A 26,411-nucleotide genomic window follows, 5' to 3' on the forward strand; every position below is an offset into this window, starting at 1 on the left:
GGGTGCGGCGCCCGACCCGCACTGCCCGTACGGACAGTTCACGGGCTGGCGTTCCTGGTATGTCCGAGATGTTCACAGCGACCCCGCTCCGTAGCGGCGGACGGCCCAGATCAGCATCGGGCCGCCGAGGAAGGCGGTCACGACGGCCACCGGCACCTCGCCGGTGGGCAGCAGCACGCGTGAGCCGATGTCGGCGACGAGCAGCAGGATCGGGCCGAGGACCATGGTGTAGAGGATCAGCCAGGGCACCGAGCCGGCGGCGGGCCTGCGGACCAGGTGCGGCACGATCAGCCCGACGAACAGGATCGGCCCGGCGATCGCGGTCGCGGCTCCGCTGAGGACGGTGATGAGCACCAGCGCCAGGCCACGTACCCGGCCCACACCGACGCCGAGGGTCTGGGCGACGTTCTCCCCCAGCGCCAGGGCGTTGAGCGAGCAGCTGAGCAGCAGCGCGCCGAGCAGGCACAGGCCGATCGCGGTCAGCGGGAGGGCCAGCGGGGCCTGTTCACGGGCGGCCAGGGAGCCCACCGACCAGAAGCGGTAGGTGTCGAAGACCTCGGGGTGGGTCAGTCGCAGGCCCAGTCCGACGCCGTTGAGCACGGCGGTCAGGGCCACGCCGGTGAGCACCAGGCGCAGCGGCGAGCCCCGGCCGACCGCGGCCACCAGCAGGGAGGCGATCACCGAGCCGATGACCGCCCAGCCCAACTGGCCCGCCTGGCCGGCGGCCAGGCCGAGACCGGAGCCGATGGTGATGGCGAATCCGGCGCCGGCGGTGACACCGAGGATGCCGGGTTCGGCCAGCGGGTTGCGGACGGTCGTCTGGATGAGCGCGCCCGCCACCGCGAGGGCGGCGCCCACGGCGATGGCGAGCAGCGCGCGGGGGGCTCGCACGTCCCGCACGATCACGTGGTCGTCGGTGCCCTGGTAGTCGAACAGGGCGCGGACGACCTCGGCGGGTGGCACCGAGTGGGCGCCGATGCCGATGCTGACGACGGCGACGACCGCCAGCAGCACCAGGGCGCCGACGAGGAGGCCGACCTGGGACACGGTCCGCTCCCGCCCGGTTCCCGTCCGCTCCTCGGAGGCCGGGCCCGCGAGCGTCACCGCTTGAGCAGCGGCGCGAACGAGGCGTCGATCGCGTCCAGCGTCTGCACGGCCTGCCCGTAGGTGGCGGCCTCCGAGTAGCGGATCGGGAAGGTCTTGCCCGCCTTGACGGCCGGCAGGTTCTTCCACAGCTTGGAGTCCAGGACGTACTTGACCGACTCGGGAAGGCTGCCGTCGGGCTTGACGGAGTAGGTGATCACGTCGGCGTCCCGCAGCGAGGCCGGGAGCTCCTCGATGGAGGGGTACTCGCTGACCGACTGCGAGCCGGGGCCCTTCTTCTTGACCTGGCCGTAGTACGTGGTGCCGAGGTCCTCGGCGATGTTGGTGCCCCACGAGCCGCTGAACTCGCGCTGGAAGGTGCCCTTGGCGGCCTCGCCGTACGAGCCGACGTGGCCCGCCTTGAGCTGCGGCAGGACGGTCTTGTACTTGGCGGCCAGCGCGGCGGCCTTGTCCTCGTACGTCTTCTTGGTGGCGTCGAACTTGGTGAGCGCGCCGGCGGCGTCGGCCTGCTGGTGGGACTGCTCGCGCCACATGTTCGGCACGGTCGGGCCGATCGCCACCACCGGGGCGATGGACTCCAGGCGCTTGACGTCGATGTCACCCAGGACGGGCGCCGGGACGCCGATGACGATCAGGTCGGGCTCGGCCTCGGCGATCGCCTCGTAGTTGGTCTCGGTCGCCAACTCGCCGGCGACCTTGGGGAGCTTCTTGTACGCGGCCAGGTCCTCCTCGCTCATCATCGGCTCGCCGCGCTTCCAGGACGAGATGCCGACCAGCGGCGCGTCGGCCTCGATGAGGGCGGGCACGGCGTAGCCGGTGGCCACCACGCGCTTCGGGTTCTCCGGGATGGTGATCTTGCCGTTGTCGGCGGTGAACACCCGCGTCTTGCCCTTGCCGGCCTCGTCCGACTTCTCGTCCGAGGACCCGCACCCGGTCAGGACCAGGGCCAGGGCCACGGCGCCCACCAGGCCCGAGGTTCTGCGTATGGACATCGCGATGCTCCTTGCTCTTGGGATGAAAGGGGGGCGGGCCCGCCCGGGTCGCGGTGGTCCGCGACGCCGGCGGCGGGGCCCTCGGGCGGCGGTGTCGTGCCCGCCCGCCACGGCTGGTCACCGGGTCAGTGGTCGTCCTCGTCGAAGTCGGCGACGCCGCGCTTCCAGTAGCCCGTGATGTCGTGGTCGGCCTTGTCCAGCCGCAGCACGTCGCGGGCCCACCGGCGCAGCGGCTTGAGCTGCCCGGCCTCGCCCGCGGCCCACAGGTACAGCCGCTCGCCCGCCGGCACGGGCACCGAGGTCACGGCCCGCGCGAGGTCGTCCGTGGTGCCCGGCGAGCGCTGGCCCCGGTGCAGCCAGCGCACCTCGACGCCCTCGGGCGCGCAGAGCGCGATCTCCTCGGTGGCGTCGGCGACCTCGACGAACGCCCAACCGCGTGCGGTGCGGGGCAGTTCCTCCAGCCAGCGGGCGATGGCGGGCAGCGCCGTGATGTCGCCCGCGAGGAGGTAGCGGTCGTAGGTGTGCGGGACGATCAGCCCGCCGGGCGGGCCCGCCACGTGCACGACGGCGCCCGGTTGGACGGCGCTGGCCCAGTCCGAGGCGAGACCGCCCTCGTGCGGGGCGATGTCGAGGTCGATCTCGCCCGTGCCGGGGTCGTACCGGCGCACGGTGTACTCGCGCGAGACGGGCGAGGGACGGGGCCAGCGCAGCACCAGGCCCTCCTGCTCGGGCAGGCGCAGCGTGCCGTCCGGCTCCGGGAAGAGCAGCTTGACGTGTTCGTCGGGCGAGTGGGCCTCGAACCCCTCGGTGCCGGCGCCGCCCAGGGTCACCCGGAGCAGTCCGGTGCCGATCATGGTGGTGCGCACGACCTCGGTCTGCCGCACGCGGATCGGGTAGGCGATCTTCTCGGCCTGGCGGCCCGTCCTGACCTCGGCGATCCGCTCCAGGTGCCGGGCCCTGTCGTCCTCGCGCGTCATGCCCGACCGCCCGTCAGCGCCCGAGCCCCCGTCAGGAGTGCCGGCTCGGGCCGTGCGGCCAGGGCGGCGGACGCGCGCCGCACGGGGGTGTGACCGAGGGGCCTGGCGAGGTCGGCGGGTATCGGCTCGGGCGGCGGGGGCTGGTTCATCGGCGGGCTCCTGCGGGAGTTGGTGCCGACGGCGCGGTCGGCGCGTCGGTGGTGCGGGTCCGGAGGGCGCGGCGTGGGGCGGCGTGGGTGCCTGCCCGGCCGAGGCGTGCGCGGGAGGGGTCGGCGGTCGTGGCGGCCACCGGCCACGGCGGCCAGGCGGGCCGTGCGCGGCGGGCCGGCGGTGTGCCCGCGCCCGCTCGCGCGGGGCCGTTCGCGGCCACGCGCCGACGCGGCCGTGGCGAGGCCGAAGCCACCGCTCCCGCGTTCCAGTCCGACATGCACCCCCCAATCAGATAGGCAAGGCTAACCTAATCGGCTACGCGGAGTGAATGCAACCACCCCTCCTATCGCTTGACCTCGCATGACATGACGCGACTCGTGACCGTGTGTCATACCCCGGCGCTCTGCCGCCCGCCCCCTGTCGGCCGACCCCGAAGCGGGCGCGGGGCCGCACGCCGGGCGGCGCCGTATCCTCGCCGGGGAGACGGAACGCAAAGGACGATGCGGATGGCGGGCAGCGGGACGGGCGTGGCGGCGGAACCCCCGGAGAGCCGGATGTCGTTGGGCGCGCGGGCGCGCGAGGCCATCCGGCAGCGCATCGTGGACCGTCGCTACCCGATGGGCTCCCGGCTCGTGGAGCGCGAGGTCGCCGAGGAGCTGCGCATGTCCCGCGTGCCCGTACGCGAGGCGTTGCGCGCCCTGGTCGCCGAGGGGCTGCTCGAACTGCTGCCGCACAGCGGGGTGCGGGTGCGCACGCTGGAGCGGGCGGACGTGGGCCACCTGTACGAGGTGTGGGAGCCGCTGGCCGTCCAGGCGTCCCGGCTGGCGGCCCGTCGCGTGGCGACGACGAGCGAACCGGCCGGCCTGGCCGCACTGCGCGCCCTGCTGGACCGGGCCGAGCGCGCGGCGGCGGCCGACGAGGCGCGGCGGGAGGTCGTCGCGCACACGGCCTTCCACGAACAGATCGTGGCGCTCGGCGGCAATCCCCTGCTGGCGCGCACCATGGAGCGGTTGGGCTGGCAGCTCCAGTTGATCTTCGGAATGCGCGAGGAGCCCGCCCAGATGCGCGCGCAGCACGCCGAGATGTTCCGCCACATCGCCGCGGGCGACGAGGAGTTGGCGGCGGCCAGCACCCTGCTGCACGTACGGGACAGTCGGGCGGTGGCCCTGCGCTCGCTCTTCGGCGACACCTAGGCGGTCGCCGGCCACTCCCTCGCTCCGCACCTGGTCGGGCCCGGCCCGGGTCACGTTCGCCCAAAACGCACCCGCGCGGATGACCGCCGGACGCGGCTCGCCGCCGCGCGGCCCGGTCTCCCGCCGGGACCGCCGGGAGCGGCCTGGTGACAGCGCGGAGTCCGACGGGGCGCGGGCCGGGTCCGCCGCGGCGGGCGGGGGTCGCGGCGCGGGGTCGTTCGGCAGGGCGGGTGGCTGGTCGCGGCCGGCACGACCCGCCCGGGCAGGGAGGGTGTCAGCCGGTACCGACGGCCGCCGACATCACTCCTGGGGCGGGTCGACGAGCAGGCGGATGCCGTCGACCAGCGCCTGCGCCTGCCCGTCGGGCCAGTCCGCGATCCGGCCCGCGAGATGCCGGGTCAGCCCGTCGCGGAGCCTCGCGACCGCGTCGCGGCCCCGGGGCGTCAGGGCCAGCAGGGTGACCCGGCCGTCGTGGGGATCGGGCCGGCGCTCCAGCAGACCCGCGCTTTCGAGCCGGTCGGCGTAGCGGCTCGCGCCCGACCGGTCGATGCCGACCTCGTCGGCGAGCCGCGCCGCCGACTGCGGTCCGAGCCGGGCCAGCCCGCTGAGCACCGGGTAGGTCTGACGGTCGACACCCGCCGGCGCCGACTCGAGAGCCGCGTTGTAGAGCACGCTCCGGTTACGCCGCAGCAACAGCTGCCCCAGCGCCTGTTCCAGGTCCCGTGCCAACTCCGTATGCGTCATCCAGCGATAGTACGTGCGAAACGCACGCAGTGGGCGTAGCTTATTGCGTGCGAATCGCACGCACTTTTTCTGGGAGGTCCCATGCTCACACGGCACGTGCCAACCCGGCGGGTCATCGGTCAACCGGGCACCGCCACCGCCGACCTCGCGTGCGAGGTCGGCCCGCCCGACGGCCGCGTCACCGACGGTGTGACCGGTCGCGCGGAGTGCGCCGGACGAGCCAGGTGGGTCCTTCGGGGCGCGGCGCCCGGCCTCGCGGACACCGGCCCTGACGACTGGCCGCTCGGCGCGGGCCAGGGCGTTGGGCACCTGGCGGGTACGCGGCGGGCCGAGGGGGCGCGGTGCTGACCGGGCGGCGGCGTGGCGCGCTGATCGGGCCGGTGCTGGTGCTGGCCACCCTGGTCTCCAGTGTCATCAGCTCGTTCGGCGCGCCGCTGATCCCCACCGTCGCGCGCGAGTTCCACACCTCGCTGAGTACGGCGCAGTGGTCGCTGACCGTGGCGCTGCTGGTCGGCGCGGCGAGTTCACCGGTCCTGGGCCGGCTCGGCGACGGCCCGCGCCGGCGGGTGACGCTGGTCGGTGGCCTGGCCGTGGTCACGGCGGGCGGCGTCGTGGCCGCGCTGGCCGGCGGCCTGGGGGTGCTGCTCGTCGGTCGCGGCATGCAGGGCGTCGGGCTCGGACTGGCGCCGTTGGCGATGACCACCGCCCGCGACGAACTGCCCGAGGCCAGGGTCGCGCCGATGATCGCGCTGCTGTCGGTATCGGCGGGGGCCGGCCTTGGCGCCGGCTACCCGATCAGCGGGTTGCTCGCCGGGGCGTGGGGGTTGGCGGGCGCGTACTGGTTCGGCGCGGCCGTCTCCGGCCTCGCGTTGGTCTGTGTCGCCGCCGTCATACCGTCGAGCGCGGGGCGTGGCACCCGCAAGGGGCTCGACTGGGTCGGTGCCGTACTGCTGACGCTGGCCCTGGTCGCCACGCTGGTGGCGATCGCGGAGGGGACGCGGTGGGGTTGGGGTTCGCCGGCGATCGTCGGCCTGCTGGCCGCCGGGGCGGCGCTCTTCGCGGTGTGGGCCGTGCAGCAGCTACGCGCTGGGAGCCCGTTGGTGCAACTGCGCCTACTGCGCCACCCGTCCGTGCTGTCGGCCGACGCCTGCGCCCTGGTGCTCGGCGTCGCGATGTACATGGCACTGTCGGGGGTGACGGAGTTCGCGCAGTCCCCGCGCTCGGGTGGATTCGGGTTCTCCGCGTCGGCGGTGACGGCCGGTCTCGTCCTGGTCCCGCTGTCCCTTCTCATGCTCGGCAGCTCCCGTGCCCTGCCCGCCCTGGTGGCGCGCGGAGGAATCCGGACGGTGCTCGCGCTGGGCTGCCTCGTGGCCGGGCTGGGCTGCGGGTTCTTCGCCGTCTTCCATGGCGCCCTGTGGCAGGCCTTCGTCATGGCAGGCGTCCTGGGTGTGGGGCTGGGCACCACCTTCGCCGCGATTCCCGGCCTGATCGTGCGGGCCATCCCGGCCCGGGAGACCGGCAGCGCCATGGGCTTCTACCAGGTGGTCCGCTTCACCGGCTTCTCCCTGGGCAGCGCGCTGGCGGCCACCGTCCTGGCGACCCGGGTCGGCGTCACCGGCCAACCGACGGTGGGCGGCTACACCACGGTGCTGTGGATCTCCGCCGGCTTCTGCGTCCTCGCCGCCGCCCTCGCCTGGTTCCTGCCCGCCCGGCCGGTCGGGCCCACGCCCGCGGAGCGACTGCCCGCCGCCGAGCGCCCGCGAGCGGGATGAGCCCGACGTCGGCGCTGGCACCGGCCCCGGCCTTGGCCTTGGCCTTGGCCTTGGCCTTGGCCACGACTCTGGCCACGACCGTGGCCAGGGCCGCCCGCCTCCTCGCCTGCGAGCACGGCGCCCACGGGCCCACCCGGCCCGGGCGGTGGGCCGACCGACCGATGAGCCGACCGCCGAGCAGTTGTATACCGAGCCGAGCGCACGCCCCCTCCCCCGCCGCACCCCCGGCAGAGGCCGCCGCGAACCAGCGACCCCTCCCTCAGACCAATAGGAGCATTCTCTGACACAGGGAACCACCCACCGGCGTGACCTTGCCCAGCCGGAAAGGGTTGGTATACAAAATCTGGAGGCGGGGTCCGCGCTCCGCGTGGTGTCGCACGCGCGTCCGCGCGGCCCGCTCACCTCGGCCCCCGGGCCGCGCCCTCGACCCGCAAGGAGACGCCATGGCCACCCCCTCCCTGTCCCGCCGGCACGCCCTGGCCGGCGCCGCCCTGGCGAGCGCCGGCAGCGCGCTCTCCGGGTCCGCCGCGCAGGCGTCCGCCCCGGTCACACCCGCCGCCGGCCCGACGACGGACGCCGGGACCCGACCCCGGGGGCGGCACGAGAAGGCGGTCGTCTTCCGGAACGTACGCCCCCAGGGGGCGAGCACCCCCGTGGACCTGACCGTGGTCGACGGGCGCTTCACGGACCGGCCCGCGCCCGCCGACGCGCGGGTCGTCGACGGCGGCGGGCGCATCGCGCTGGCGGGCCTGGTGGACGCGCACATCCACCCGGACAAGACGACGTGGGGCGGCGAGTGGATCTCGCGCGAGCCGGCCTCGGGCATCGCCGAGTACGGCGAGCAGGACGCCGAGTTGTTCCGCCGCCAGCGCCGCTCGGTGGGCGAGCGCGCCCACGCGCTGATGGCCCACGCCGTCACCCGGGGCACCCGCGCGATGCGCGCGCACGTCGACGTGGCCCCGGCGTACGGTCTCAAGGGGCTCGAAGGCGTGGCCGAGGCCCGCGAGCGGCTCGCGCACGCGCTCGACGTGCAGATCGTGGGCTTCCCGCAGCACGGCGTGGTGCGCGCCCCCGGTACGTCCAAGCTGCTGGAGGAGGCGGCGCGCGGCGGCCTGGTCGACCAGGTCGGCGGGATCGACCCGATCAGCTTCGACCACGGCCTGGTCGAGCAGCTCGACCTCGTCTTCGGCATCGCCGACCGGCACGGCGTGGGCGTGGACATCCACCTGCACGACCGGGACGAGAAGGGCGTGCGCGTGCTGCGCGCCGTCATCGAGCGCACCAGGGCGCTGTCGCTGCGTGGCAAGGTCACCGTCAGCCACGTCTTCTGCCTGCCGTTCCTCGGGCAGGGGGAGTTGGAGTCCATGGCCGAGGACCTGGCCGAGCAGGACATCGCGCTCACGACCGTGGCCCCGAGCCGCGAACTGGTCCTCCCGCTGGCGACGCTGCGCGCGCACCGGGTGCGCGTGGGCCTGGGGTCGGACGGCGTACGCGACTCCTGGAGCCCGTTCGGCAACGCCGACATGCTGCACCGGGCCCACATCCTGGGCTGGGTCACCGGTGTGCGCCTGGACGCCGACCTGACGCGCTGCCACACCACCGGGGCGGACGGCGGGGCCGACGTACTGGGCCTGGACCGGGTGGAGTTCGAGCCGGGCGACCCGGCGGACTTCTACCTGGTGCGCGGCGAGTGCGTGCCGCAGGTCGTGGTCGACATGCCGCGGCGGGACGTGGTCGTCCACGGCGGCCAGGTCGTCGCCCGCGACGGCGAACTGGTCTGAACCGCCGCGCGGCGGGCCCCCCGCCCGGGTCGGGCCGGGCCCGCCGCGACGCCCGTCAGGACAGCAGTCGCTGGTCGGTGGCCACGGCCACCGCTCCCGCCCGGGTCTCCACGCCCAGCTTGTCGTAGATGCGGCCGAGGTGGGTCTTGACGGTGGCCTCGGAGATGAACAGCGCGCGGGCGATCTCCCGGTTGCCGAGCCCGCGCGCCAACTGGCGCAGGATGTCCAGCTCGCGGGTGGTCAGCGTGGGGCCGGGCGCCCGCATACGGGCCATGACGCGGCTGGCGATCGGCGGGGAGAGCGCGGTGCGGCCCTGCGCCGCCGCGTGGATGGCGGCGAAGAGTTCCTCGGGACGTTCCGCCTTGAGCAGGTAGCCGGTGGCGCCGGCCTCGATGGCGCGGGTGATGTCGGCGTCGGTGTCGTACGTCGTGAGGACGAGCACCCGCCCGCCGGTCGCGGAGATCCGCCGGGTGGCCTCGACGCCGTCGATGCCGGGGCCCAACTGGAGGTCCATGAGGACGACGTCCGGGGTGAGCTTCGCGGCCAGCGCGACCGCCTCCTCGCCACTGCCCGCCTCGCCGACGACCTCGATGTCGGGGGCGCTGCCGAGCAGGGCGAGCAGCCCCGCCCGGACGACGAGGTGGTCGTCGCAGACCAGCAGGCGGACCGGGGCTGTCATGGGCACTCCAGGGGGATCGCGGCGGACAGGACGGTGCCCTCGCCGGGCGCCGACTCGACGGTCAGGGTGCCACCCAGCTGCCGGACCCGGGCGCGGATCGCGGGCAGCCCGTGACCGCGTAGGCCCGCGCCGGGCACGGCCTCCGGGTCGAAGCCCCGGCCGTCGTCGGCGATGTCGAGAACGACCAGGTCACCGAGGTGGGTGAGGGTCAACTGGGCCGCGCGGGCGCCGGCGTGCTCACGGACGTTGGCCAGGGCGCCCTGCGCGATCCGCAGTAGCGCCGACTCCACCCGCGCGGGAAGCTCGCTCTCGGTCCCCTCGATCCGACAGCGTACGGCCAGTTCCGGGGTGGACTCACGCTCGGCCAGCAGGCGCAGCGCCGCCGGCAGCGAGCCACCCTCGCTGAGGTCGGCGGGGGCCAGGTCGTGCACGAAGCGGCGGGCCTCGGCGAGGTTGTGCTCCGCGATGGCGGCTGCCGCCCGCAGGTGGTCCCGGGCGGTGTCGGGTTCGGTCTCCCAGATCCGTTCGGCCGCCTGGAACAGCATGCGCTGGCTGGACAGGCCCTGGGCGAGGGTGTCGTGGATGTCCATGGCCAGCCGCTGCCGCTCGGCGAGCATGCCCTCGCGCCGCTCGGTGGCGGCCAGTTCGCGGCGGGTGCGGACCAGGTCCTGGATCAGGGCCCGCTGCCGGGCGGCCTGCCGGTCCATGTGGACGAAGATCGCGATGGCCAGGGCGGCCACGGCGGGCGGGGCGATCAGCAGGTTGGGGTCGACGCCGGAGACCAGGCGCTGCTGGGCGGCCACCATGAACGCGGTCAGCAGCGCGGCCAGGCCGAGCGCGGCCCGGGGCGGCAGCGTGCGCAGGCCGGTGTAGAACAACGGCACCGCGCACCATCCGAAGCTGGGCGCGAGGACGACGAGCACGACCCAGACGGCGACCTCGGCGCCGAGCCAGGCCAGCCTGCGCGCGGTGGGCCGCGAGCCCATCGCGGGCCCCAGGACGTAGAGCAGGCCGAGCGCCACGCTGAGCCCCACGATCCAGCCTGTGTGCGGTGAGCCCGGGTGGCGGATGAGGTAGCGGGTGAGGGAGGCGGCCAGGAGCAGGAAGAAGGCCGCGTGCATCACCGCCGCGAGCCAGCGCGAGTCCCGCTCGCTGGCGGTGGTGGGCTCGGCGGGGCCGCCGCCGGCCGTGCCCGTGGCCCGCGCTCCGCGCGGTTCCCGGAGGTCCACCCCGTACGCTCCCCTCTCCCCCGCGCACACGTCGCACCGGGGGTGGACGCGGCTGTCGATCCGTGCCCGTGCTGCCGCACGGGATGCCTCGACACTGCCCGGACCTGCGCGGATCCCCCCATTGTCCGCCGAAGCGCCGACCGGCGGGTCAACCGATCGGATGACCCGGGACTCCGCCGTACGGCGCCGGGGGCGCAGCCGATCCACCGAGCCACGGGGGCGGTCCTCGGCCGCAGGCTGGAAGCACAGCAAGCCACCGAGCGGCAGGAGATGCCCGAGATGAAGAAGTTTTCCCGCAGTGCCCGCGTCCTGACCGGCACCGCCGTGGCCGCCACCCTGGCCGCCGGCACCTTCGGCGCGCTGTCCGCCAACGCCGCGTCCCCGAAGGCCGCGCCGGCCGCGGCTCCGGCCGCCACCGCGAAGGGCCACACCACCCAGTCCACGCACCTGACCATCGAGTCCGCCACCAAGGCGGCCAAGGCCGCCCTGGACGCGGCGAAGAAGAGCGACCAGCGGGTGTCGGTGGCCGTCGTGGACCGCAACGGCAACACCGTGGTGACCCTGCGCGGGGACGGCGCGGGCCCGCAGTCCTACGACTCCGCCGTGCAGAAGGCGTACACCTCGGTCTCCTGGAACGCGCCCACCTCCGAGCTGGCCGGCCGGCTCAAGGACGCGCCGAACCTGAAGGACATCCCGCACACGCTGTTCCTGGCCGGCGGTGCCCCCGTCGCCGTCAAGGGCGCCCCGATCGCGGGCATCGGTGTGGCCGGCGCCCCCAGCGGTGACCTGGACGAGAGGTTCGCCCAGGCCGGTGTGGCCGCCCTGGGCCGCTAGCCAGCGCGCCGGGCCGGCCAGCCGCCGGCCCGGCACCGGGTGTGGCCGGGGGGCCGACGACGCGCGTCGGCCCCCCAGCCACACCGCGTTCGTCCCCGCCTCCTCCCTTACGCTGACATCGATGCCAACAGGGTGGGTCGCGGCCCGCCCGCGAGGAGGGCCGGGAGCCGATGAGCCTTCGCCAGTTCGAGTACGCCCTGGCCGTGGCCGAGGAGGGTTCGGTGACGGCGGCGGCCGAGCGGCTGCGCGTCGCCCAGCCCTCGGTGTCCCAGCAGATCCGTGGCCTGGAGCGGGAGCTGGGGGTGGAGCTGTTCGCCCGCACCCCGACCGGGCTGGTGCCCACCGTGGTCGGCCGCGCGTTCCTCCGGGAGGCGCGCGCCGCGGTGGAGGCGTCGCGGCGGGCGCGCGCCACCGCACGCGCCGACGCCGACGAGCTGGTCGGCGAGCTGGTGGTCTCGGTCCAGATGGGCTTCGGCACCCGCCAGCTGCCCCGCGCGCTCGGCGCGCTGCGCCGCCGCTACCCGCGCCTTGAGGTCACCGTCTTCGAGGAGCCCAGCTCGGCCGAGCTGGAGCGGCTGGGCCGGCGGGGCGTGCTGGACCTGGCCCTGATGGCGGCCTGTGAGGAGAGCCCCGCCGACGCCCACCGCCTGGGCGAGGAGGAGTTCGTCGTGGTGCTGGGCACCGGTCACCCTCTGCTCGCCACGGACCGGGTGGCGCTGCGCGACCTGGCCGGCGAGGCGTGGGTGCGGTTCGACCGGGACAGCGCGCTCGACGCCGTCCTGGCCGACGTGCTCCGCGAGCACGAGCTGACCGCCACCACGGTCGCCCGCGTCTCCCAGACCGCGACGGCCGCCCGCTGGGCCGCCCACGGCCTGGGCGTGACGCTCGTCCCCGCCTCCGCCGTACCGCACGGCCACGAGCACCTGGCACGCCCCGTGGTCCCGGCCGTCTCCCACCCCGTCCTCGCCGTGCTCCGCTCCCACCCGGGCCCGGCGGAATCGGCCCTGCTCGGCTTTCTCCGCCAGGAGTCCTGGTCCGGCTCCGCGATGTCGACGCGACGCCCCGAGGACGGGGAATTCGCGCCGACACCCTGATTCCGTGGGGGCGGGCCGGGAAATACCGCGTTTCCCGGAAAAGGAACGACGGGCGCCCCGTCGCGGATTTCCGGTGCGTACCGCCGTCAGCGGGGGAATTCCCCGCCGTCCACGGTGAGATTGCTCCCGGTCAGCCAGCCCGCCCGGGCGGAGACGAGGAAGAGCACCGCGTGGGCGATGTCGTCGGGCTGGCCCTCACGCCCCAGCGGCACCCGTGCGACGTCCGTGCCCTGCCCGGCGTCCAGCCGTGCCCACTGCTGGCGCGTGTGGACGCCACCGGGGGTGTCCACCCGCCCCGGGGTGACGGTGTTGACCCGGACTCCGGCCGGGGCCAGCTCCGCGGCCAGCCCCCGGCTGTAGTTCTCCAGCGCCGCCTTGGCCGTCGTGTAGTGCAGGAACGGCGCCGGCGCCAGGGGTACGGCCGCCGAGGATATGTGCACGACGCTCCCCGCGCGCCGCTCCCGCATCCCCGGCACCAGCAGCGCGTCCAGCCGTACCGAGGCCAGGAAGTTGAGGTCCAGCGCGTCCTGCCACTCCTCGTCGGGGATGGTCAGGGCGCTCTGGTGCGGCCGCGCCCCGCCCGCGTTGTGGACCAGGATGTCCACCCCGCCGAACGTGTCCAGCGCCGCGTCCGCCAGCGCCCGGGTCCCCGCCCGCGTCCGCACGTCGGCCGCCACGAAGGTGGCTCCCATGGGCACCGTGTCCGTCGCCGACCTGGCGGTGGTCAGCACCTGGGCGCCCGCGTCCAGCAACTGTCGTACGACGGCCGCCCCGATGCCGCGCGAGCCTCCCGTCACCAACGCCCGCGTTCCCGCGAGTTCTCCCGTCGGTGATCCCGTGTCAGTCGTGGTCATGCCACCGGTCCTTTCCCTCACGTCATGGTGTGTTCGACGAAAGGCAATTCCGCATGCGGCGTACGCCCTGCCGAAAGGAATTCCCGATGCTCTCTCCGTCGAACTGTTGTGACGGTACGTCGGCACCGAAAGGGCCGGCAAAGACGAAAGAACAGCGGCACCCATAGGGGATTCCTATGGGCCCGGCGACGGGTCCGCGACGCGTTGGTGGCCCGCGCCCCGGCCACCGGTGGCTTCCGGTGTCGGGGGCTCGCGGTGTCAACGGGAGGCGGGGCGGCTCACCCGGTGGGGGTGTGGTCGGGCAGGGTGAGGGCCGAGTGGGCCGGCCGCCCTCGGGTGGGGGGCGTGGCGCCGAGGGTGCGCAGCATGGCGTCGCGGCGTTCCAGGGCCTCGGCGGTGGTCGGGAAGAGCGTGGCGTCGCCCTCGCCGACCTGGTCCTGGTTGAGGGTCACGAACGGTCGGGTGTCTCGTTCGTAGGCGGCGAAACCGGCGGCGTGGCCCCGGTCGGCCAGCGCGGCGGCGAGCATGTACGCGCCGACGAGCGCGAGGCTCGATCCCTGCCCGGTCAGGAACGAGGGCGCGTACGCGGCGTCGCCCACCAGCGCGACCCGGCCGCTGGACCAGTGGGGCACGCGGATCTGGCTGGCCCCGTCGAGGAACAGGTCGTCCGCCTCGCGCAGGGCGGCCAGCAGGTCCGGAACGCGCCAGCCCGCGTCGGCGAAGACCTCGGTGACCAGGTCCCGTTGGGCCCCGGCGTCCCGGAGCGCGCCGAGCGGCGGTCGCGGGTGGGCGAAGGTCAGGAGGGCGTGTACGGCGTCCCCCTCCCCCACGGCGTACAGCGCGGCGGCCCGGCCCGGGTCGTTCCACAGCACCGTCTCGTGGGCGAGTCCGAAGGTGTTGGGCAGGGTGAACCCGGCGAAGCGGTAGCCGAGGTAGCGGTGGAACCGCTCCTCGGGGCCGAAGACCCGCGCGCGGGTGTGGGAGTGCAGGCCGTCGGCGCCCAGGACCAGGTCGAACGTGCGCCGGTCGCCGCCGCGAAAGGCGACGTCGACGCCGTGGTCGGACGGGTCGAGGGTGTCGATGGAGTCGTGGAAGAGGAACTCCACGTCGTCACGGACGGCGTCGTACAACGCCCGGGCCAGGTCTCCGCGCCGCACCTCAAGGTCCTGCCCGGCGACGCCGCCGGTCAGGGTGTGTGGGTGGACCGAGGCCACCTGGCCACCGTTCGCGTCGAGGAAGGTCAGCCGGCGCTGGTCGATGTGCGCCGCGCGCAGGCGCGGGAGGAGTCCCATGCGCCGGACGACCTCGTGTGCGGTGCCACGGATGTCGACGGGGTAGCCGCCGCCGCGCACGGCTGACGCCTTCTCGACGACCGTGACCCGGAATCCGTAACGGTGCAGCCAGAACGCGAGGGTGGGCCCGGCGACGCTGGCCCCGGAGATCAGGACGCGGCGCCGGGACGCGGTGGAGAGGGGCTGGGACGCAGCGGTACGGGTCATTCCCCGACTCCCTTGTTCATGGTGCGGGCGACCAGCAGGGCGAGCGCCGTGATGGCGCCGGCGAGGACGAAGCCGGTGACGAAGCCCGCTTCGGCGGGGATGTCCGCCCCGGCGGGCGTCTGGGCGGTGAGGATGGCGCCGCTGACCTGAACCCCCACGGCGAAGCCGACCACGCGGGTCACCAGGACCAGGCCGGTGGCGATGCCGGTGTCACCGTGGTCGACGGAGGTGGCGGTGCCGGTCACCACCGCCGTCACGCACAGGCCGTTGGCCAGCGCGATCGCCGCCTTGGCGAGGACGACGTGCCAGATCTGGGTGTGTGCGGCGGCCAGGGTGAACAGGGCGCCGGCCAGCAAAACGATCCCGGTGGTGACCACGGCGCGCGAGCCCAGCCGCCGGGCCCCGATCCCGCTGATGGGCCCGGCCAGGGCCCCGGCCACGACGCCGGGCAGCAGCAGGAGGCCGATCTCGGTGGCGCTGGCCCCGAAGCCGTACGCGTCGTCGGGTGTCGCGAGGAGTTGGGGGACGAGGTAGACGCCCACCGAGGTGCCGACACACACGACGAACGTCAGCGCGCACGACTTCCACACCGTGGGCCGGGCCAGCAGGCGCAGGTCCACCAGCGGCGAGGCCGCCCGGCGCTCCACGAGCGTCCAGCCGGTCGCCAGGGCGACCAGGGCCAGCACGAGGACAGCCAACAGGAGTGGCCGCGCGAGGAGTTGGGGCGCCCTCGCGAGGATGACCATGAGTGTGCCCAGCGCCCCGCTGAGCAACAGCAGGCCGGGCCAATCCACCGCGCCAACATTCGACCGGTCCGGCGGATCGGGCGGCAGCAGCCTGCCCACCAGCACGGTGGCGAGGGTGACCGCGATCGTGGGCAGGGCGAACATCCAGTGCCGCGACAGCCCTTCGGCCACCGGGCCGGCCGACAGCGTCCCCGCCGTCCCGCCACCCACGAACAGTCCGCTGACCACGCCGATGGCCATCTTCGACGCCGTGGCGGGGAGGTGGTCGCGCACCAGGACGAACGACAGGGGCAGCGCGCCCACCATGGCCCCCTGGAGCACCTGGCCGAGTAACAACACGGGCAGGTTGGGCGCCAGGGCGGACACCAGGCCCCCGACGCAGACCACCGCCATCAGCCGGACCAGGACCCGCTTCCCGCCGTAACGGTCACCGAACCGGCCGGCGAGGGGGGTCACGAGCGCACCGGTGACCAGTAACACGACGCTGAGTAAGGCCCCTTCGGCGGGGCTCATGTCCAGTTCGCGCTGGAGGAGGGGGAGCGTCGGTGTCACCACCGACTCCAGGGCGCCGATGGCGACTGCCAACGCGCCGAGCGCCCCGACAGCGGCTCTTCCGACGCGCGCCGGGGGAGCCAGGGTTGTGGTCATGGTCGTCCTTTCGTCATATGCCGGACGGGGCGGCCGAGGCACGGTCGCCGGGTCGGCCGGGCCCGGCGCGGATACGGCCGGGCCCGGCGCGGATACGGCCGTCAGCGCGCGGACGACGGCCGGTCACGCGGGGGCGTGCTGTGGGGTGTGCCGGGTGGAGGGGTTCGGGGCCGGGCGGTGGAGCGCGCCCGGAGCGGGGGTGCCCAGGGGGCGTACGCCCCGACGGTGAGCGGAGCGAACGCGCGGAGGTGAGGTGTGCCGTACGACCCGAACTACACTACACCGTGCAGTGTAGAAAGGTTAGGATGACCGCATGCCGACCACGAAGACGCTGCGCGAGGGGTCCACGCGAAAGCGGACCGCGATCCTCTCGGCGGCCCGGGAACTGTTCCTCACCGACGGCTTCGACCGGACCAGCGTCGACGCGGTCGCCGCCCGAGCCGAGGTGTCCAAGCGGACGATCTACGACTACTTCGGCGACAAGCGGACACTGTTGCGCGCCGTGGTCGACAGCGTCGGCCAGTCGCTGGTCGCCACGATCCGGCACACCCTGGACGAGACCCTCACCGACCTCACCGAGGCCACCGAACTCGAGGACGCCCTGGTCACGTTCGCGATGCGGATCGCGACCGACATGCTCGGCTCGGCGGAGTACGCGACGCTGCAACGACTGGTCCAGGTGGAGTCCGACCACCTGCCGGGCCGGCGTTACAGCTCCATGGCCGACACTCCCGACGAGGCGCTGGCCGAGCGGCTGGCGGACCTGGGCGCGGCCGGGTCGCTCGTCGTCCCCGATCCCCGGCTGGCGGCCGACCAGTTCATCGCGCTGACCTTCGGTGTCGCCCTGGACCGGCTCGGCTCCGCGAACGCTGCCGAGGACACCCGCGTACGACCGCTCGTCATCGAGGGTGTCCGCACCTTCCTGCGGGCCTACCGCCCCCGGTAGCCCCGGGGCGGCCCCCCGGCGCGCCGCCAACGCGCCCTCCCCCACGCCACCGCGCCCGCCACGCCGGCCACCACCGGCCCGCCGCCACGCCAGCGACCGACGCACGCGCCACCGGCCGCCGCCGGCCGCCCGCCCTCTCGGCGCAGCACGACGAGAGGGCCCCGGGCAGGCGGGAATCCGCTGGCTCGGGGCCCTCGGTTCGCGAGCCCCCCGACCCGCGAACCCCGCGTCGCGGCACACGTCCGCGCGCGTCTCCTCAGTCGGCCCGTGGCGGATCGACGAGGGTCACCAGACGGCTCGGGCCGCCGCCGTGGGTGGCCGGCCGGGTGGCGGGACGGTCGGCGCGGAGGGTGACGTTCTCCGGGTAGAGCCGGCCGAGCAGGGCCAGGGTGACGAGGTCGTCCTGGCCGGTGGCGTCCAGGGTGACCTCGCCCGCCTCCGTCCACACCAGCCCTGGCGCGCGCAGTGTCGCCCACAGGTCGGCGGTGCGGGGCGGGCGGGACGGGCCCTCGGGGCCGGCCTCGGTGGCGGGGTCCGGATGGTGGGCGAAGCGGTGGCCGCGCAGCGCCTGGCCGAGGTCCACGCGGGCGCTCACGCCCTCGTAAGTGACCTCGATGGCGGCGGTGCGGGACCCGTCGGCGGCCGGGCCGGGCACGGTGCGGGCGACGAGTCCACCCGGCGTGGGGGTGGCGGGCGACAGGTCCTCGACCCGGGTACGGGGCGCGGCGTAGTAGTCCCGCGTCGCGGCGACGTACGTACGGGGCGTGCTCGCGGCCGGGTCGGGGCGCCAGGTCAGCAGGTAGCGGGGTGCCGTCAGCGGCGGCTGGTCGAGGACGGCGGGCAGGGCCGTGCCGCCACCGGCCTCGAAGCCGTAACCGGCCGGGCCCCCGGCGCCGGTGACCACGTGTCGAGCGAAGGCCACGACGCTGGCGTGCCGTATCCGGCGGACCAGGAGTTCGGTGAGGAACGCGTCCCGGGCCGGTTCGATGTGCCGCAGCCCGGTCGGGGTGACCAGGAGTGGGACGTCCCGCCAGTTGGTGAAGGGCAGCAGGGCGTCGCGGAGCAGGACGATCTGGTGCAGCCACTCGTTGTAGAGCTGCATGGCGACGGGGCCGCCCCGGGCGCCCAGCAGCAGGTCGGCGGCGGCGGGGGTGAGCAGGTGGCCGTAGCAGTGGCTGCGGACGACCAGCGGCCCGGCGGGCAGGGCGATCCGGTCGGCGAGCAGGTTGGTCAGGGCGGTGTCGGCCCAGGAGGCGAGCCCCTCGCCGATCTCCCTGGCCCGGGCGCCCAGTTCGCGGGCGGCGAGGGCGCTGCCCGGACCGGTGGCCAGCGGCAGGGAGGTCTCCCGGGTGTCCAGGGCGAGCGTCGAGCGGATCTGGGTCGCCAGCACCTCGCCGTCGGCGCGGGTGAGCGCGGTGTCGTCGATGACGCCCTGGAGCAGCGGCTCCATCGCCGTGAAGACGTCGCGGGCGCGCAGCACGGTGCCGGCGGCGGGGAAGGTGTTCCACCGAGGGCCGCCGAAAACGCCCACGCTCGGGGTGGGTGTGCCGGTGGCGGACGCGCTCGGGGTGGGTGTGCTCGGTAGGGACGCGCCGGGGGTGGGTGTGTGGGGCATGGGTGCTCCAGGGTCGCGGTGCGGTGGTGGCGGCGGATCGGGGGCGTGGTGGCGTGATCCCGACGCCTTATCTGGATCGTGCGATACAGATTGCGGACACGAAAAAGTCAGTCGAGGACGGCCAGGGCGACCTCCACGAGAGGGTCGAGGGTGTGCGGGTCCGGCGTGACCTTCGCGGAGACCAGCAGCCCGTTGAGGAAGGTGACGAGGAAGGCGGCGAGGGTGTGGGGGTCGTGTCGGGGGGCGATCTCGCCCCGCTCCACCGCGACCCGCAGCACCTCGGCGAGCGCGTCCCGGCTGGCATCCTGCATGTCGCGTACGGTGCGCCGGAGCGAGGGGTCCTTCGGCAGACGCTCACAGGCGGCGTTGACCACCAGGCAGCCCCGGCCGTCGTGCGCGGCGGCGACCCGGACCCGCCCGGTCAGCATCGCGCGGATGGCCGAGCGGACGTCCGCCCCCTCCTCCAGGTCACGCAGGGCAGCCGCCGCCAGGGTGGCGCGATAGTGCTCCAACGCGGCCCGGTAGAGGCCGTCCTTGTCACCGAACGCCGCGTACAGGGAGCCCTGGCCGATACCCAGGTGCTGGGTCAGGTCGCGTACCGAGGTCGCCTCGTAGCCGCGCGTCCAGAACAGGTCCATCGCACGGCTCACCGCCGCTTCGGTGTCGAACTCCCGGGTCCTGGCCATGGGCCCACCGTAACCTATCTGGATCACTCGCTCAAGAAAGCGTGGCAAGCGCGGGTGGCGACCCCGAGGGCGTCAGCGGAGGCGGCGGACGAAGACGTCACTGACGCCGTTGGTGTCGCCTGCCACCAGGTCGGGTGACTCGCTGACGAAGGACAGGGACCGCCCGGTCTGATCGGGGCGCGCGCCCCACGATCCGCCGGCGGGTGACCGGCCGTCCAGCGCGGAGACCAGCCGGGTGACCTCACCGGTGACCAGGTCGCGACGGTAGGTGTCCCACGCCGGGTGGGGGTCGTCGGGGGCGAAGTCCGCGTCGGACGCGGTGAAGTAGACGATGCGGTTGTCCGGGCTCAGCCCCAGCCCGTACGCGGCCCGTCGGGGAACACCGCCGTCCGGCAGGAGCACCAGCCGTCGGTAGGTGCCGGTGCGCAGGTCCCGCGCGTAGGTGTTCCACACGTCGACGGGCTCGCCCTCGGACACGATCCGCTCCCCGGACTGGAACAGCAGGTACCGGCTGTCGGCCGAGAAGGCCATCTCGTAACTGACCTTCGCGGGCAGGCCGTTGAGGTTGTACGCGCCGGCCGTGGTCTGGGCCGCGCGCCGGTCGCGCACCCCGAAGGTGATGTAGGGCATCGGCCGCCTGGGGGCGCGCGGCGGCTCGCTCCAGGGAAACAGGGTCCGGGCCGTGGTGGTGAAGGTGACCTGCCGCCCGTCGGGACTGAGCAGGGACTCGGCGGACGCGCCGTCTCCCTGGGTGCCGTCGGTGGCGACGCTGGCCAGTTCGGTGGTGCCCCGGCGGCGGTCGCGCACGTAGACGTCGCCCGTGCCGTTGGTGTCCTTAGGCCCGAAGTCGGCGCGGAGCGAGGTGAAGGAGACGTACCGGCCGTCCGCGCTGAGAGACGCTCCGAAGCTGCGGCCGGCCGGGGCGTCGGCGTCCTTGGTGGTGACCAGTTCGGTGGTGCCTCGCCGACGGTCCCGGAGATAGACGTCGGGGCCCGGGTTGGTGTCGCGCGCGTCCAGTGCCGACTCCGCGTCGAAGACGACGAAGCGCCCGTCGGCGCTCACGGCGTGCCGCCCGCCCAGCCCGGTCGCCAACCGTCCGTCCGCCCCCGCGCTGACCAGGTCGACCCTCCCGGTGCGCAGGTCCTTCGCGTAGAGCTGGATGCCCGGGTGCTCGGTGCCGGGCACGAGGTTGGTGGCCTCGCTGACGAAGACGACCGTGTGGCCGTCGCCGCTGATCACCGCGTTCCCGGACGCGCCGTCGGCCTGCGCTCCGTCGGCGGTCACGCTGACCCGCTCGACCAGTGGCCCGGGCCCGGCCGGGGCGCGGTCGCCGGTCACGGTGGAGCCGAGGGCGGGGGCGGCGGGCAGGGCGAGGGCGCAGAGCCCCACCGCCACGAGCGAGGTTCGCAGTCGGTTACGTCGCACGGAGCCTCCCAGGACGAGTGCGCCCCGTGACCGGGACAGGACAAGCCAACCCGCCCCGGGGGAACCGGTCAACGACGGAACGGGCCACTCCCTCGCCCCTCCCCTCCCCCACACCGACCGGCCCGGCCGGGGGTGTGCGCCACCCCCGGCCGGGCCGGCGCCCGCGCGCCACGAGCGGCGGGCGGGCGCCGGGCCTCACCCGCGCGCCGGGGGCGTACGGGCTCCGGTGTCGGTCAGCGTGACAGGTCGGCGCCGGGGCGGGAGCGGGCCCGGGGCCGGGTTGGCGGGTCGGTGTCCGGGTCGGTGTCGGTAGGTCGCTCGCGCGTGGGGGTGGTGCGGGAGGCGGACATGCCGCGCGCGTGGAGTTCGACGGCCAGCGGGGCCGCGGTGAACATCGAGGAGTAGGTGCCGACCAGGACGCCGATGAGCAGCGCGATCGCGAAGTCGGTCAGCGAGTCACCGCCCACCAGGGCCAGGGTGGCCAGGATGCACACCGCGCCCATGCCGGTGTTGACCGTACGCGGCACCGTCTGGAGCAGCGCGGCGTTGGTCGTTCGGGCGTAGGGCCGCTTCGGATGGCTGGCCCGCAACTGCCTGACCCGGTCGAAGATCACCACGGAGTCGTTGACCGAGTAGCCGATGACCGTGAGCAGCGCGGCCAGGAAGACCCCGTCGATGGGTTTGCCGAGCCAGGCGAAGGCGCCCACCACGATCAGCGCGTCGTGGACCATCGCCACCACCGCCGACAGGCCCAGCGCGAGGCGGAAGCGGACGGCGAGGTAGAGCAACTGCGCGCCCACCGCCACCGCGAGGGCGATCAGCGCCCCGCGCCGCAGCTCCTCCCCCATGCTGGGGCCGATGAGTTCGTCGCGGACCTTGTCCACCGGCTCCCCGGCCAGGTCGCCGAGCGCCTCGCCCACCCGCGCCTCCTCGGCGTTGGTCATCCCCCCGGTGCGTACCGTCAGCTCCCCCTCGCCCGAGGCGTGCACGACGGCGCGGGGGAAACCGGCGTCGGCCAGCGCGTCGCGGGCCCGGTCGACGTCCACGGGCGCGGCGGTCGCGTACTCCACGAGCCGGCCCCCGGTGAACTCCACGCCGAAGTCGAGACCGCGTACCAGGATGCCCGTCGTGGCCAGCAGCATCGCCACGGCCGAGCCGGCGAGCCAGCGTCGCGGGTGGCGCATCAGGTGCGGGTCGCGGCGGGTGAGCCAGGTGCGTACGCCGCCGACGTGGGCGATCCCGGTGACCCGGGGCCGCTTGCGCACCGCGCGGCGGGCCACCGCGAAGTCGGCCAGCGCGCGGGTGACGACCAGTGCGCTGATCATGGAGGCCACGACGCCGATGCCCAGCGTGACGCCGAAGCCACGGACCGGTCCGGAGGCGAAGAGGAACAGCAGCGCGGCGGCGATCAGCGTGGTGATGTTGGAGTCGGCGATGGCGCTGAACGCCTGCCGGAATCCGGTGGCCAGCGCGGAGCGCGGGGTCTTGCGTGTGAGCGCCGCGTACTCCTCCCGGGCGCGCTCGAAGACCAGCACGTTGGCGTCCACGGCCATGCCGATCGCCAGCACGAACCCGGCGAGGCCGGGCAGGGTGAGGGTGGCTCCCAGGGCCACCAGGGCGGCGTAGGAGATGAGCCCGTAACAGACCAGGGCCAGCGCCGCCAGGGCGCCCAGGAGGCGGTAGACCGCGATGATGAACAGGCCGGTCAGGGCGGTGCCGATGAGGGCCGCCCACGCGCTGGCCTCGATGGCGGCGGCGCCCAGGGTGGGGCCGACGGTGCGTTGCTCGACGGCCTCGACGGGGACCGGCAGCGCACCGCCGTTGATCAGCAGGGCGAGTTCGCGGGCCTCCTCGCGGTCGAAGTCGCCGGTGATCTGGGTGGAGCCGCCGGCGATGCCCTTCTCGCACGCGACGCCGGGGTCGACCTGTGGGGAGGAGATGACCTCGTCGTCCAGGACGATCGCCACCCGGCGGACCGGGTCGCCGGGCGCGGCGCAGGCGGCCTGGCCGGTCAGCTCGGCCCACCCGTCCTTGCCGGGCCCCCGGAAGTCGACGCTGACGAACCAGCCGAGGCCGCGCTGCGGATCGATACGCGCCTCGGCCTCGGAGACCTCGGCTCCGCTGAGCGAGGACGGGCCAAGGCGCAGCGGCCTGCCGTCCTCGTCGGGCAGGACGCGTTCCCCCTCGCCCGCCGTGGTGGGCGAGGGGGCGGGTGTCTCCGGCCCCTGGCCGCGTACGGGGTGGAAGGCGAGCTGGGCCGTGCGGCCCAGGACGTCGGCGGCCTCGCGCGGGTCCTGGACGCCGGGCAGTTCGACGATGATCCGGTTGTCCCCGGAGCGGGTGAGGGTGGGTTCGGTGACGCCGAGTCCGTCGACGCGGCGGCGCAACACCTCCAATGTGCGGTCGGCGGCCTTGGAGTCGGCCGTGGCGGTGGGCGTGTCACGGGTTTCGAGCACGATCTGGGTGCCGCCCCGCAGGTCGAGGCCGAGACGGGCGGGGACGGTCACGGCGACGTACAGCGACAGGGCGACGATGGCGAGCGCGAGCAGGGCCCGCACTCGCGTGGAGCGGGTCAAGGGATGCCTCCGGCGGGCATGCCGCGGCCGCGCGAGGCGGCGCGGAGAAGGACGGGGAAGAGGTCAGCTGCCGAGCGGTGGCGGCGGTGCCCGTCCGGAGTAGGGGGTGGTGGGGCGGGTGTGCGGGTCGGCGTACGGCGCCGTGGGCGGCGCGCGCCAGCCGACGGGCGGGGTGAAGACCACCGGCACGGGCAGCAGCGTGAGCCCCGGGGGCGGCGCGGTGTGCCGGGTGCCGGAGTGGTCCGCGTTCAGCCGTGGCCAGGTGCCCTCGGGTGGGCTGTGTGGCCCGTGGAGCGCGTGAGCCGGCCCGCCGCCCGCGTCCGCGCCCAGCCGTGTGGTCGGCTCGACGACGGTGCGCCCCGTGGTGGCACCGGATGACGCGCGGGCCGGGTCCGCGTCGGGCGTACCGGGGGCGGGCTGGGTCGGCGGCGGGCCGGTGTCGGCCGGCGCGGCGGGCATGCTGGCAGGCACGTCGGTCGTGCCGGCGGGCGGTACCCCGGCGCTGGTGGCTGGCGGTGTGGCGGCCTCGGCCCACGGCACGGTGGGGGCCGCCGGTGTGGTGGCGGTCTGGGCGGCGGTGGTCTGAGGGGTGGCCGCACGTGCGGGGTGTGCCGTCGGGGACAGCAGGCCCAGGACGCCGAGAAGGAGGGCGACGACGGTCGCCGTCAGCCGCCTGGCCCGCGCGGGGTCGGTGTCGCCGGCGCGCCGGGGGGCGGGCGTCGTACGTCGTGCCATACCGCCTCCCCTTCCGTCGCGCTCGGCCGGTGCCGGGTCGGCACGGTGGTGGGGACGGCGCTCACGCGGGGCGCGCGAAGCCGCCGTCACGGCCCGGCCAGGTCAGCGCCTGGCATCGCGGGTGACCACGGTCCCGGGCACGGGGTCGGGCTTGCCCAGTAGGTTAGCCCGACCCCGCCGCGCCGAGGAGACGGCGCCCACGAGGAGCCGCGCACCCGCTTGGGCGTACGGCTCCGCCGTCACCGCGAGACCACCCCGAGCCCGCGCCCGGCGCGCCCCGGCCTGACCTGGCCTGGCCTGGCCTGGCACAACCCGAGCTGGCTCGGCTCTTTCGGGCCCCGTCTGGCGTCGGCTCGGGCCCGCCCGGCCCGACGCGGCTCGACGTCACCCAGCCCGGCGCGGCGCGGCCCGACGCGGCGTCACACAGCCCATCCCAGCTGGGCCCGACCCGGCCCGGCGAGGCTCGACGCGGCTCGACGGCACCCCGCCCGGCTCGGCCGGCACGCCCCCGCCCGGCCCAGCTGCGAGCCGCCGGGGTTGTTCCCACCCGGGGCGCACCTGGCCCCGCCCCGCCTCGGAGGGCGCCCCGTGCCGGCCGACGGGATGCCCGCGCGGCGCGCGATATTGGCTTGCCCCCGCGGGTCCGTGTCACAAGACTCCCGCCTATGACGACCACCGCGCACGATCTGGCTCTCGCGTCCTTTCGATGGGTTGACGGTCATGTCGATGTCTGGCCGGTCTTCCGGGACGCGGAGGTGCTGGCCGCCGTCGTGGCGGGGCTCGCCGCACCGTTCCGGGGCGGGGCGGTCACGGCGGTCTGCGGAGTGGAGTCGCGGGGGTTCCTGCTGGGTGGCGCGGTGGCCGTGGCGCTTGGCGTGGGTTTCGTCCCCGTCCGCAAGGACGCCGGCCTGTTTCCCGGGGACAAGGTGGTGCGCGAGAGCGCACCCGACTACCGGGGCCTGCGCCACCGGCTGCGGCTCCAGCGCTCAACGCTGAGCACGAGCGACCGTGTCCTGTTCGTCGACGACTGGTTGGAGACCGGCAGCCAGGCGGCCACCGTCAGGGAGATCGTCGAGGCGTGCGGGGCCGGCTGGGAGGGGTGCGGCGTCATCGTCGACGAGCTCGGCGACGACGCGCGGCGGCGTGAACTCGGCCCCGTACACAGCCTGTTGGACGCGAGCGAGCTGCCGCCGTACGTGGCCTGAGCGGCCCGCGCCCCGGAGCTCCGCCCGAGGAGCCCGGGGCGCGCTGTGTGCTCCCCCGCCCGTCAATGCTCACGACCTGTTCACCCGCGCGCTGCTCCCGGCCCGGGGCGCCCCGGGCCACCATGAACGACGCCACCTCCCCCGTGATCTGCCCTTCGATGTACGGGAGTTGACGTACCCATGCGCATTCTCCGGCACGGCGTCGCCGCCGCGACGGCCACCGCCTCGGTCGCCGTCACCCTGCTCGCGACGGCTCCCTCGGCCCAGGCCGCACTGCCCACCCCGATCAGCGCCACCACGGCCCGCTCCTACCTGGCGGCCATGCCCGCCACCCCCGAGGGCCCCCGCACCGGCTACAGCCGCGACCTGTTCCCGCACTGGATCACCATCAGCGGCGCCTGCAACACCCGGGAGACCGTGCTCAAGCGTGACGGGACCAACGTGGTCACCGACTCCTCCTGCGCCGCCACCTCGGGCAGTTGGTACTCCCCCTACGACGGGGCCACCTGGTTCGCCGCCTCCGACGTGGACATCGACCACCTGGTGCCGCTGGCCGAGGCGTGGGACTCGGGAGCCCGCGACTGGTCCACCGCCACCCGCCAGTCCTTCGCCAACGACCTCACCCGCCCGCAGCTCCTGGCCGTGACCGACAACGTCAACCAGGCCAAGGGCGACCAGGACCCCGGTACGTGGTGGCCCTCGCAGACCGCCTACCGGTGCACCTACGCCCGCGCCTGGGTGCAGGTCAAGCAGCACTACGGGCTGAGCGTTGACGCGACCGAGAAGAGCGCGCTCACCTCGGTCCTCAACGGCTGCTGACCCGCGCGCGGGGGGGGGGGGGCCCCCCCCCCCCCCCCCCCCCCCCCCCCCCCCCCCCCCCCCCCCCCCCCCCCCCCCCGCCCCCCCCCCCCCGCCGCCCGCACCAAC

At 74.8% G+C, this 26,411-nt stretch carries 22 protein-coding genes; 8 read left to right on the forward strand and 14 right to left on the reverse strand.

What is annotated here, in order from left to right:
* Positions 1 to 72 precede the first annotated feature (72 nt).
* The 3 genes from ACFVFR_RS08875 to ACFVFR_RS08885 all read right to left on the reverse strand — a co-directional run bounded on the left by ACFVFR_RS08875 (position 73) and on the right by ACFVFR_RS08885 (position 3,073).
* On the reverse strand, positions 73 to 1,104 hold the full coding sequence (locus tag ACFVFR_RS08875; RefSeq protein WP_383699010.1) for a FecCD family ABC transporter permease: 1,032 nt from the start codon (positions 1,102 to 1,104) through the stop codon (positions 73 to 75).
* A complete protein-coding gene (locus tag ACFVFR_RS08880; protein WP_383699011.1) occupies positions 1,101 to 2,096 on the reverse strand; it encodes an ABC transporter substrate-binding protein in 996 nt (331 codons plus the stop codon). The genes ACFVFR_RS08875 and ACFVFR_RS08880 overlap by 4 nt, the downstream gene beginning before the upstream one ends.
* Positions 2,097 to 2,221: 125 nt before the next feature.
* Positions 2,222 to 3,073: a siderophore-interacting protein gene (locus tag ACFVFR_RS08885; protein WP_383699012.1), complete on the reverse strand. Its 852-nt coding sequence runs from the start codon at positions 3,071 to 3,073 to the stop codon at positions 2,222 to 2,224.
* 656 nt (positions 3,074 to 3,729) lie between these two features.
* Between ACFVFR_RS08885 and ACFVFR_RS08890 the strand changes: the two genes are divergently transcribed.
* Positions 3,730 to 4,416 (forward strand): GntR family transcriptional regulator, encoded by a 687-nt coding sequence (locus ACFVFR_RS08890; RefSeq protein ID WP_383699013.1) that lies wholly within the window; start codon positions 3,730 to 3,732, stop codon positions 4,414 to 4,416.
* Positions 4,417 to 4,716: 300 nt separating this feature from the next.
* Here the strand turns inward: ACFVFR_RS08890 and ACFVFR_RS08895 are convergent, their stop codons facing one another.
* Positions 4,717 to 5,160 (reverse strand): MarR family winged helix-turn-helix transcriptional regulator, encoded by a 444-nt coding sequence (locus tag ACFVFR_RS08895; protein ID WP_383699014.1) that lies wholly within the window; start codon positions 5,158 to 5,160, stop codon positions 4,717 to 4,719.
* Between the two features lie 341 nt (positions 5,161 to 5,501).
* Here ACFVFR_RS08895 and ACFVFR_RS08900 point away from each other — a divergent pair, with 341 nt between their 5' ends.
* Both ACFVFR_RS08900 and ACFVFR_RS08905 read left to right on the forward strand, forming a co-directional pair.
* A complete protein-coding gene (locus tag ACFVFR_RS08900; RefSeq protein WP_383699015.1) occupies positions 5,502 to 6,932 on the forward strand; it encodes an MFS transporter in 1,431 nt (476 codons plus the stop codon).
* 443 nt (positions 6,933 to 7,375) lie between these two features.
* Positions 7,376 to 8,713, forward strand: a complete 1,338-nt coding sequence (locus ACFVFR_RS08905; protein WP_383699016.1) for an amidohydrolase — start codon at positions 7,376 to 7,378, stop codon at positions 8,711 to 8,713.
* Between the two features lie 55 nt (positions 8,714 to 8,768).
* Here the strand turns inward: ACFVFR_RS08905 and ACFVFR_RS08910 are convergent, their stop codons facing one another.
* Positions 8,769 to 9,392 (reverse strand): response regulator, encoded by a 624-nt coding sequence (locus ACFVFR_RS08910; RefSeq protein WP_383699017.1) that lies wholly within the window; start codon positions 9,390 to 9,392, stop codon positions 8,769 to 8,771.
* Positions 9,389 to 10,621 (reverse strand): sensor histidine kinase, encoded by a 1,233-nt coding sequence (locus ACFVFR_RS08915; protein WP_383699018.1) that lies wholly within the window; start codon positions 10,619 to 10,621, stop codon positions 9,389 to 9,391. Before ACFVFR_RS08915 ends, ACFVFR_RS08910 begins: the two co-directional genes overlap by 4 nt.
* Positions 10,622 to 10,900: 279 nt before the next feature.
* Here ACFVFR_RS08915 and ACFVFR_RS08920 point away from each other — a divergent pair, with 279 nt between their 5' ends.
* Positions 10,901 to 11,455, forward strand: coding sequence for a heme-binding protein (locus ACFVFR_RS08920; RefSeq protein ID WP_383699019.1), 555 nt, complete (start codon positions 10,901 to 10,903; stop codon positions 11,453 to 11,455).
* A 170-nt stretch (positions 11,456 to 11,625) separates the two neighbouring features.
* On the forward strand, positions 11,626 to 12,549 hold the full coding sequence (locus ACFVFR_RS08925; RefSeq protein WP_383699020.1) for a LysR family transcriptional regulator: 924 nt from the start codon (positions 11,626 to 11,628) through the stop codon (positions 12,547 to 12,549).
* Between the two features lie 86 nt (positions 12,550 to 12,635).
* On the opposite strand, the gene ACFVFR_RS08930 is transcribed toward ACFVFR_RS08925, so the two are convergent.
* The 3 genes from ACFVFR_RS08930 to ACFVFR_RS08940 all read right to left on the reverse strand — a co-directional run bounded on the left by ACFVFR_RS08930 (position 12,636) and on the right by ACFVFR_RS08940 (position 16,296).
* Entirely contained in the window at positions 12,636 to 13,403 is a 768-nt protein-coding gene (locus ACFVFR_RS08930; protein WP_383699021.1) for an SDR family oxidoreductase, read from the reverse strand.
* 278 nt (positions 13,404 to 13,681) lie between these two features.
* Positions 13,682 to 14,902 carry an FAD-dependent monooxygenase gene (locus tag ACFVFR_RS08935; RefSeq protein ID WP_383699022.1) on the reverse strand — a complete coding sequence of 407 codons (1,221 nt, stop codon included), beginning with the start codon at positions 14,900 to 14,902 and terminating at the stop codon, positions 13,682 to 13,684.
* Positions 14,899 to 16,296, reverse strand: a complete 1,398-nt coding sequence (locus ACFVFR_RS08940) for an MFS transporter (protein WP_383699023.1) — start codon at positions 16,294 to 16,296, stop codon at positions 14,899 to 14,901. Before ACFVFR_RS08940 ends, ACFVFR_RS08935 begins: the two co-directional genes overlap by 4 nt.
* Before the next feature lie 313 nt (positions 16,297 to 16,609).
* Here ACFVFR_RS08940 and ACFVFR_RS08945 point away from each other — a divergent pair, with 313 nt between their 5' ends.
* Positions 16,610 to 17,242, forward strand: a complete 633-nt coding sequence (locus tag ACFVFR_RS08945; RefSeq protein ID WP_383699024.1) for a TetR/AcrR family transcriptional regulator — start codon at positions 16,610 to 16,612, stop codon at positions 17,240 to 17,242.
* A 256-nt stretch (positions 17,243 to 17,498) separates the two neighbouring features.
* Here ACFVFR_RS08945 and ACFVFR_RS08950 read toward each other — a convergent pair whose 3' ends face one another.
* The 5 genes from ACFVFR_RS08950 to ACFVFR_RS08970 all read right to left on the reverse strand — a co-directional run bounded on the left by ACFVFR_RS08950 (position 17,499) and on the right by ACFVFR_RS08970 (position 24,279).
* Positions 17,499 to 18,857 carry a hypothetical protein gene (locus ACFVFR_RS08950; RefSeq protein WP_383699025.1) on the reverse strand — a complete coding sequence of 453 codons (1,359 nt, stop codon included), beginning with the start codon at positions 18,855 to 18,857 and terminating at the stop codon, positions 17,499 to 17,501.
* A 107-nt stretch (positions 18,858 to 18,964) separates the two neighbouring features.
* Positions 18,965 to 19,543, reverse strand: coding sequence for a TetR/AcrR family transcriptional regulator (locus ACFVFR_RS08955; RefSeq protein ID WP_383699026.1), 579 nt, complete (start codon positions 19,541 to 19,543; stop codon positions 18,965 to 18,967).
* 72 nt (positions 19,544 to 19,615) lie between these two features.
* Complete coding sequence (locus ACFVFR_RS08960; protein ID WP_383699027.1) at positions 19,616 to 20,968, reverse strand: TolB family protein; 1,353 nt, start codon at positions 20,966 to 20,968, stop codon at positions 19,616 to 19,618.
* A 233-nt stretch (positions 20,969 to 21,201) separates the two neighbouring features.
* Positions 21,202 to 23,544 (reverse strand): protein translocase subunit SecD, encoded by a 2,343-nt coding sequence (gene secD / locus ACFVFR_RS08965; protein ID WP_383699028.1) that lies wholly within the window; start codon positions 23,542 to 23,544, stop codon positions 21,202 to 21,204.
* A gap of 63 nt (positions 23,545 to 23,607) precedes the next feature.
* Positions 23,608 to 24,279: a hypothetical protein gene (locus tag ACFVFR_RS08970; RefSeq protein ID WP_383699029.1), complete on the reverse strand. Its 672-nt coding sequence runs from the start codon at positions 24,277 to 24,279 to the stop codon at positions 23,608 to 23,610.
* A gap of 665 nt (positions 24,280 to 24,944) precedes the next feature.
* Here ACFVFR_RS08970 and ACFVFR_RS08975 point away from each other — a divergent pair.
* Together ACFVFR_RS08975 and ACFVFR_RS08980 are read left to right on the forward strand one after the other, a co-directional pair.
* Positions 24,945 to 25,484, forward strand: a complete 540-nt coding sequence (locus tag ACFVFR_RS08975; RefSeq protein ID WP_383699030.1) for a phosphoribosyltransferase — start codon at positions 24,945 to 24,947, stop codon at positions 25,482 to 25,484.
* Between the two features lie 180 nt (positions 25,485 to 25,664).
* Positions 25,665 to 26,303: an HNH endonuclease family protein gene (locus tag ACFVFR_RS08980; RefSeq protein WP_383699031.1), complete on the forward strand. Its 639-nt coding sequence runs from the start codon at positions 25,665 to 25,667 to the stop codon at positions 26,301 to 26,303.
* The last annotated feature ends 108 nt before the right edge of the window (positions 26,304 to 26,411 follow it).

The sequence above is a fragment of the Streptomyces sp. NPDC057702 genome, assembly GCF_042799315.1.
Classification (GTDB): Bacteria; Actinomycetota; Actinomycetes; order Streptomycetales; family Streptomycetaceae; genus Streptomyces.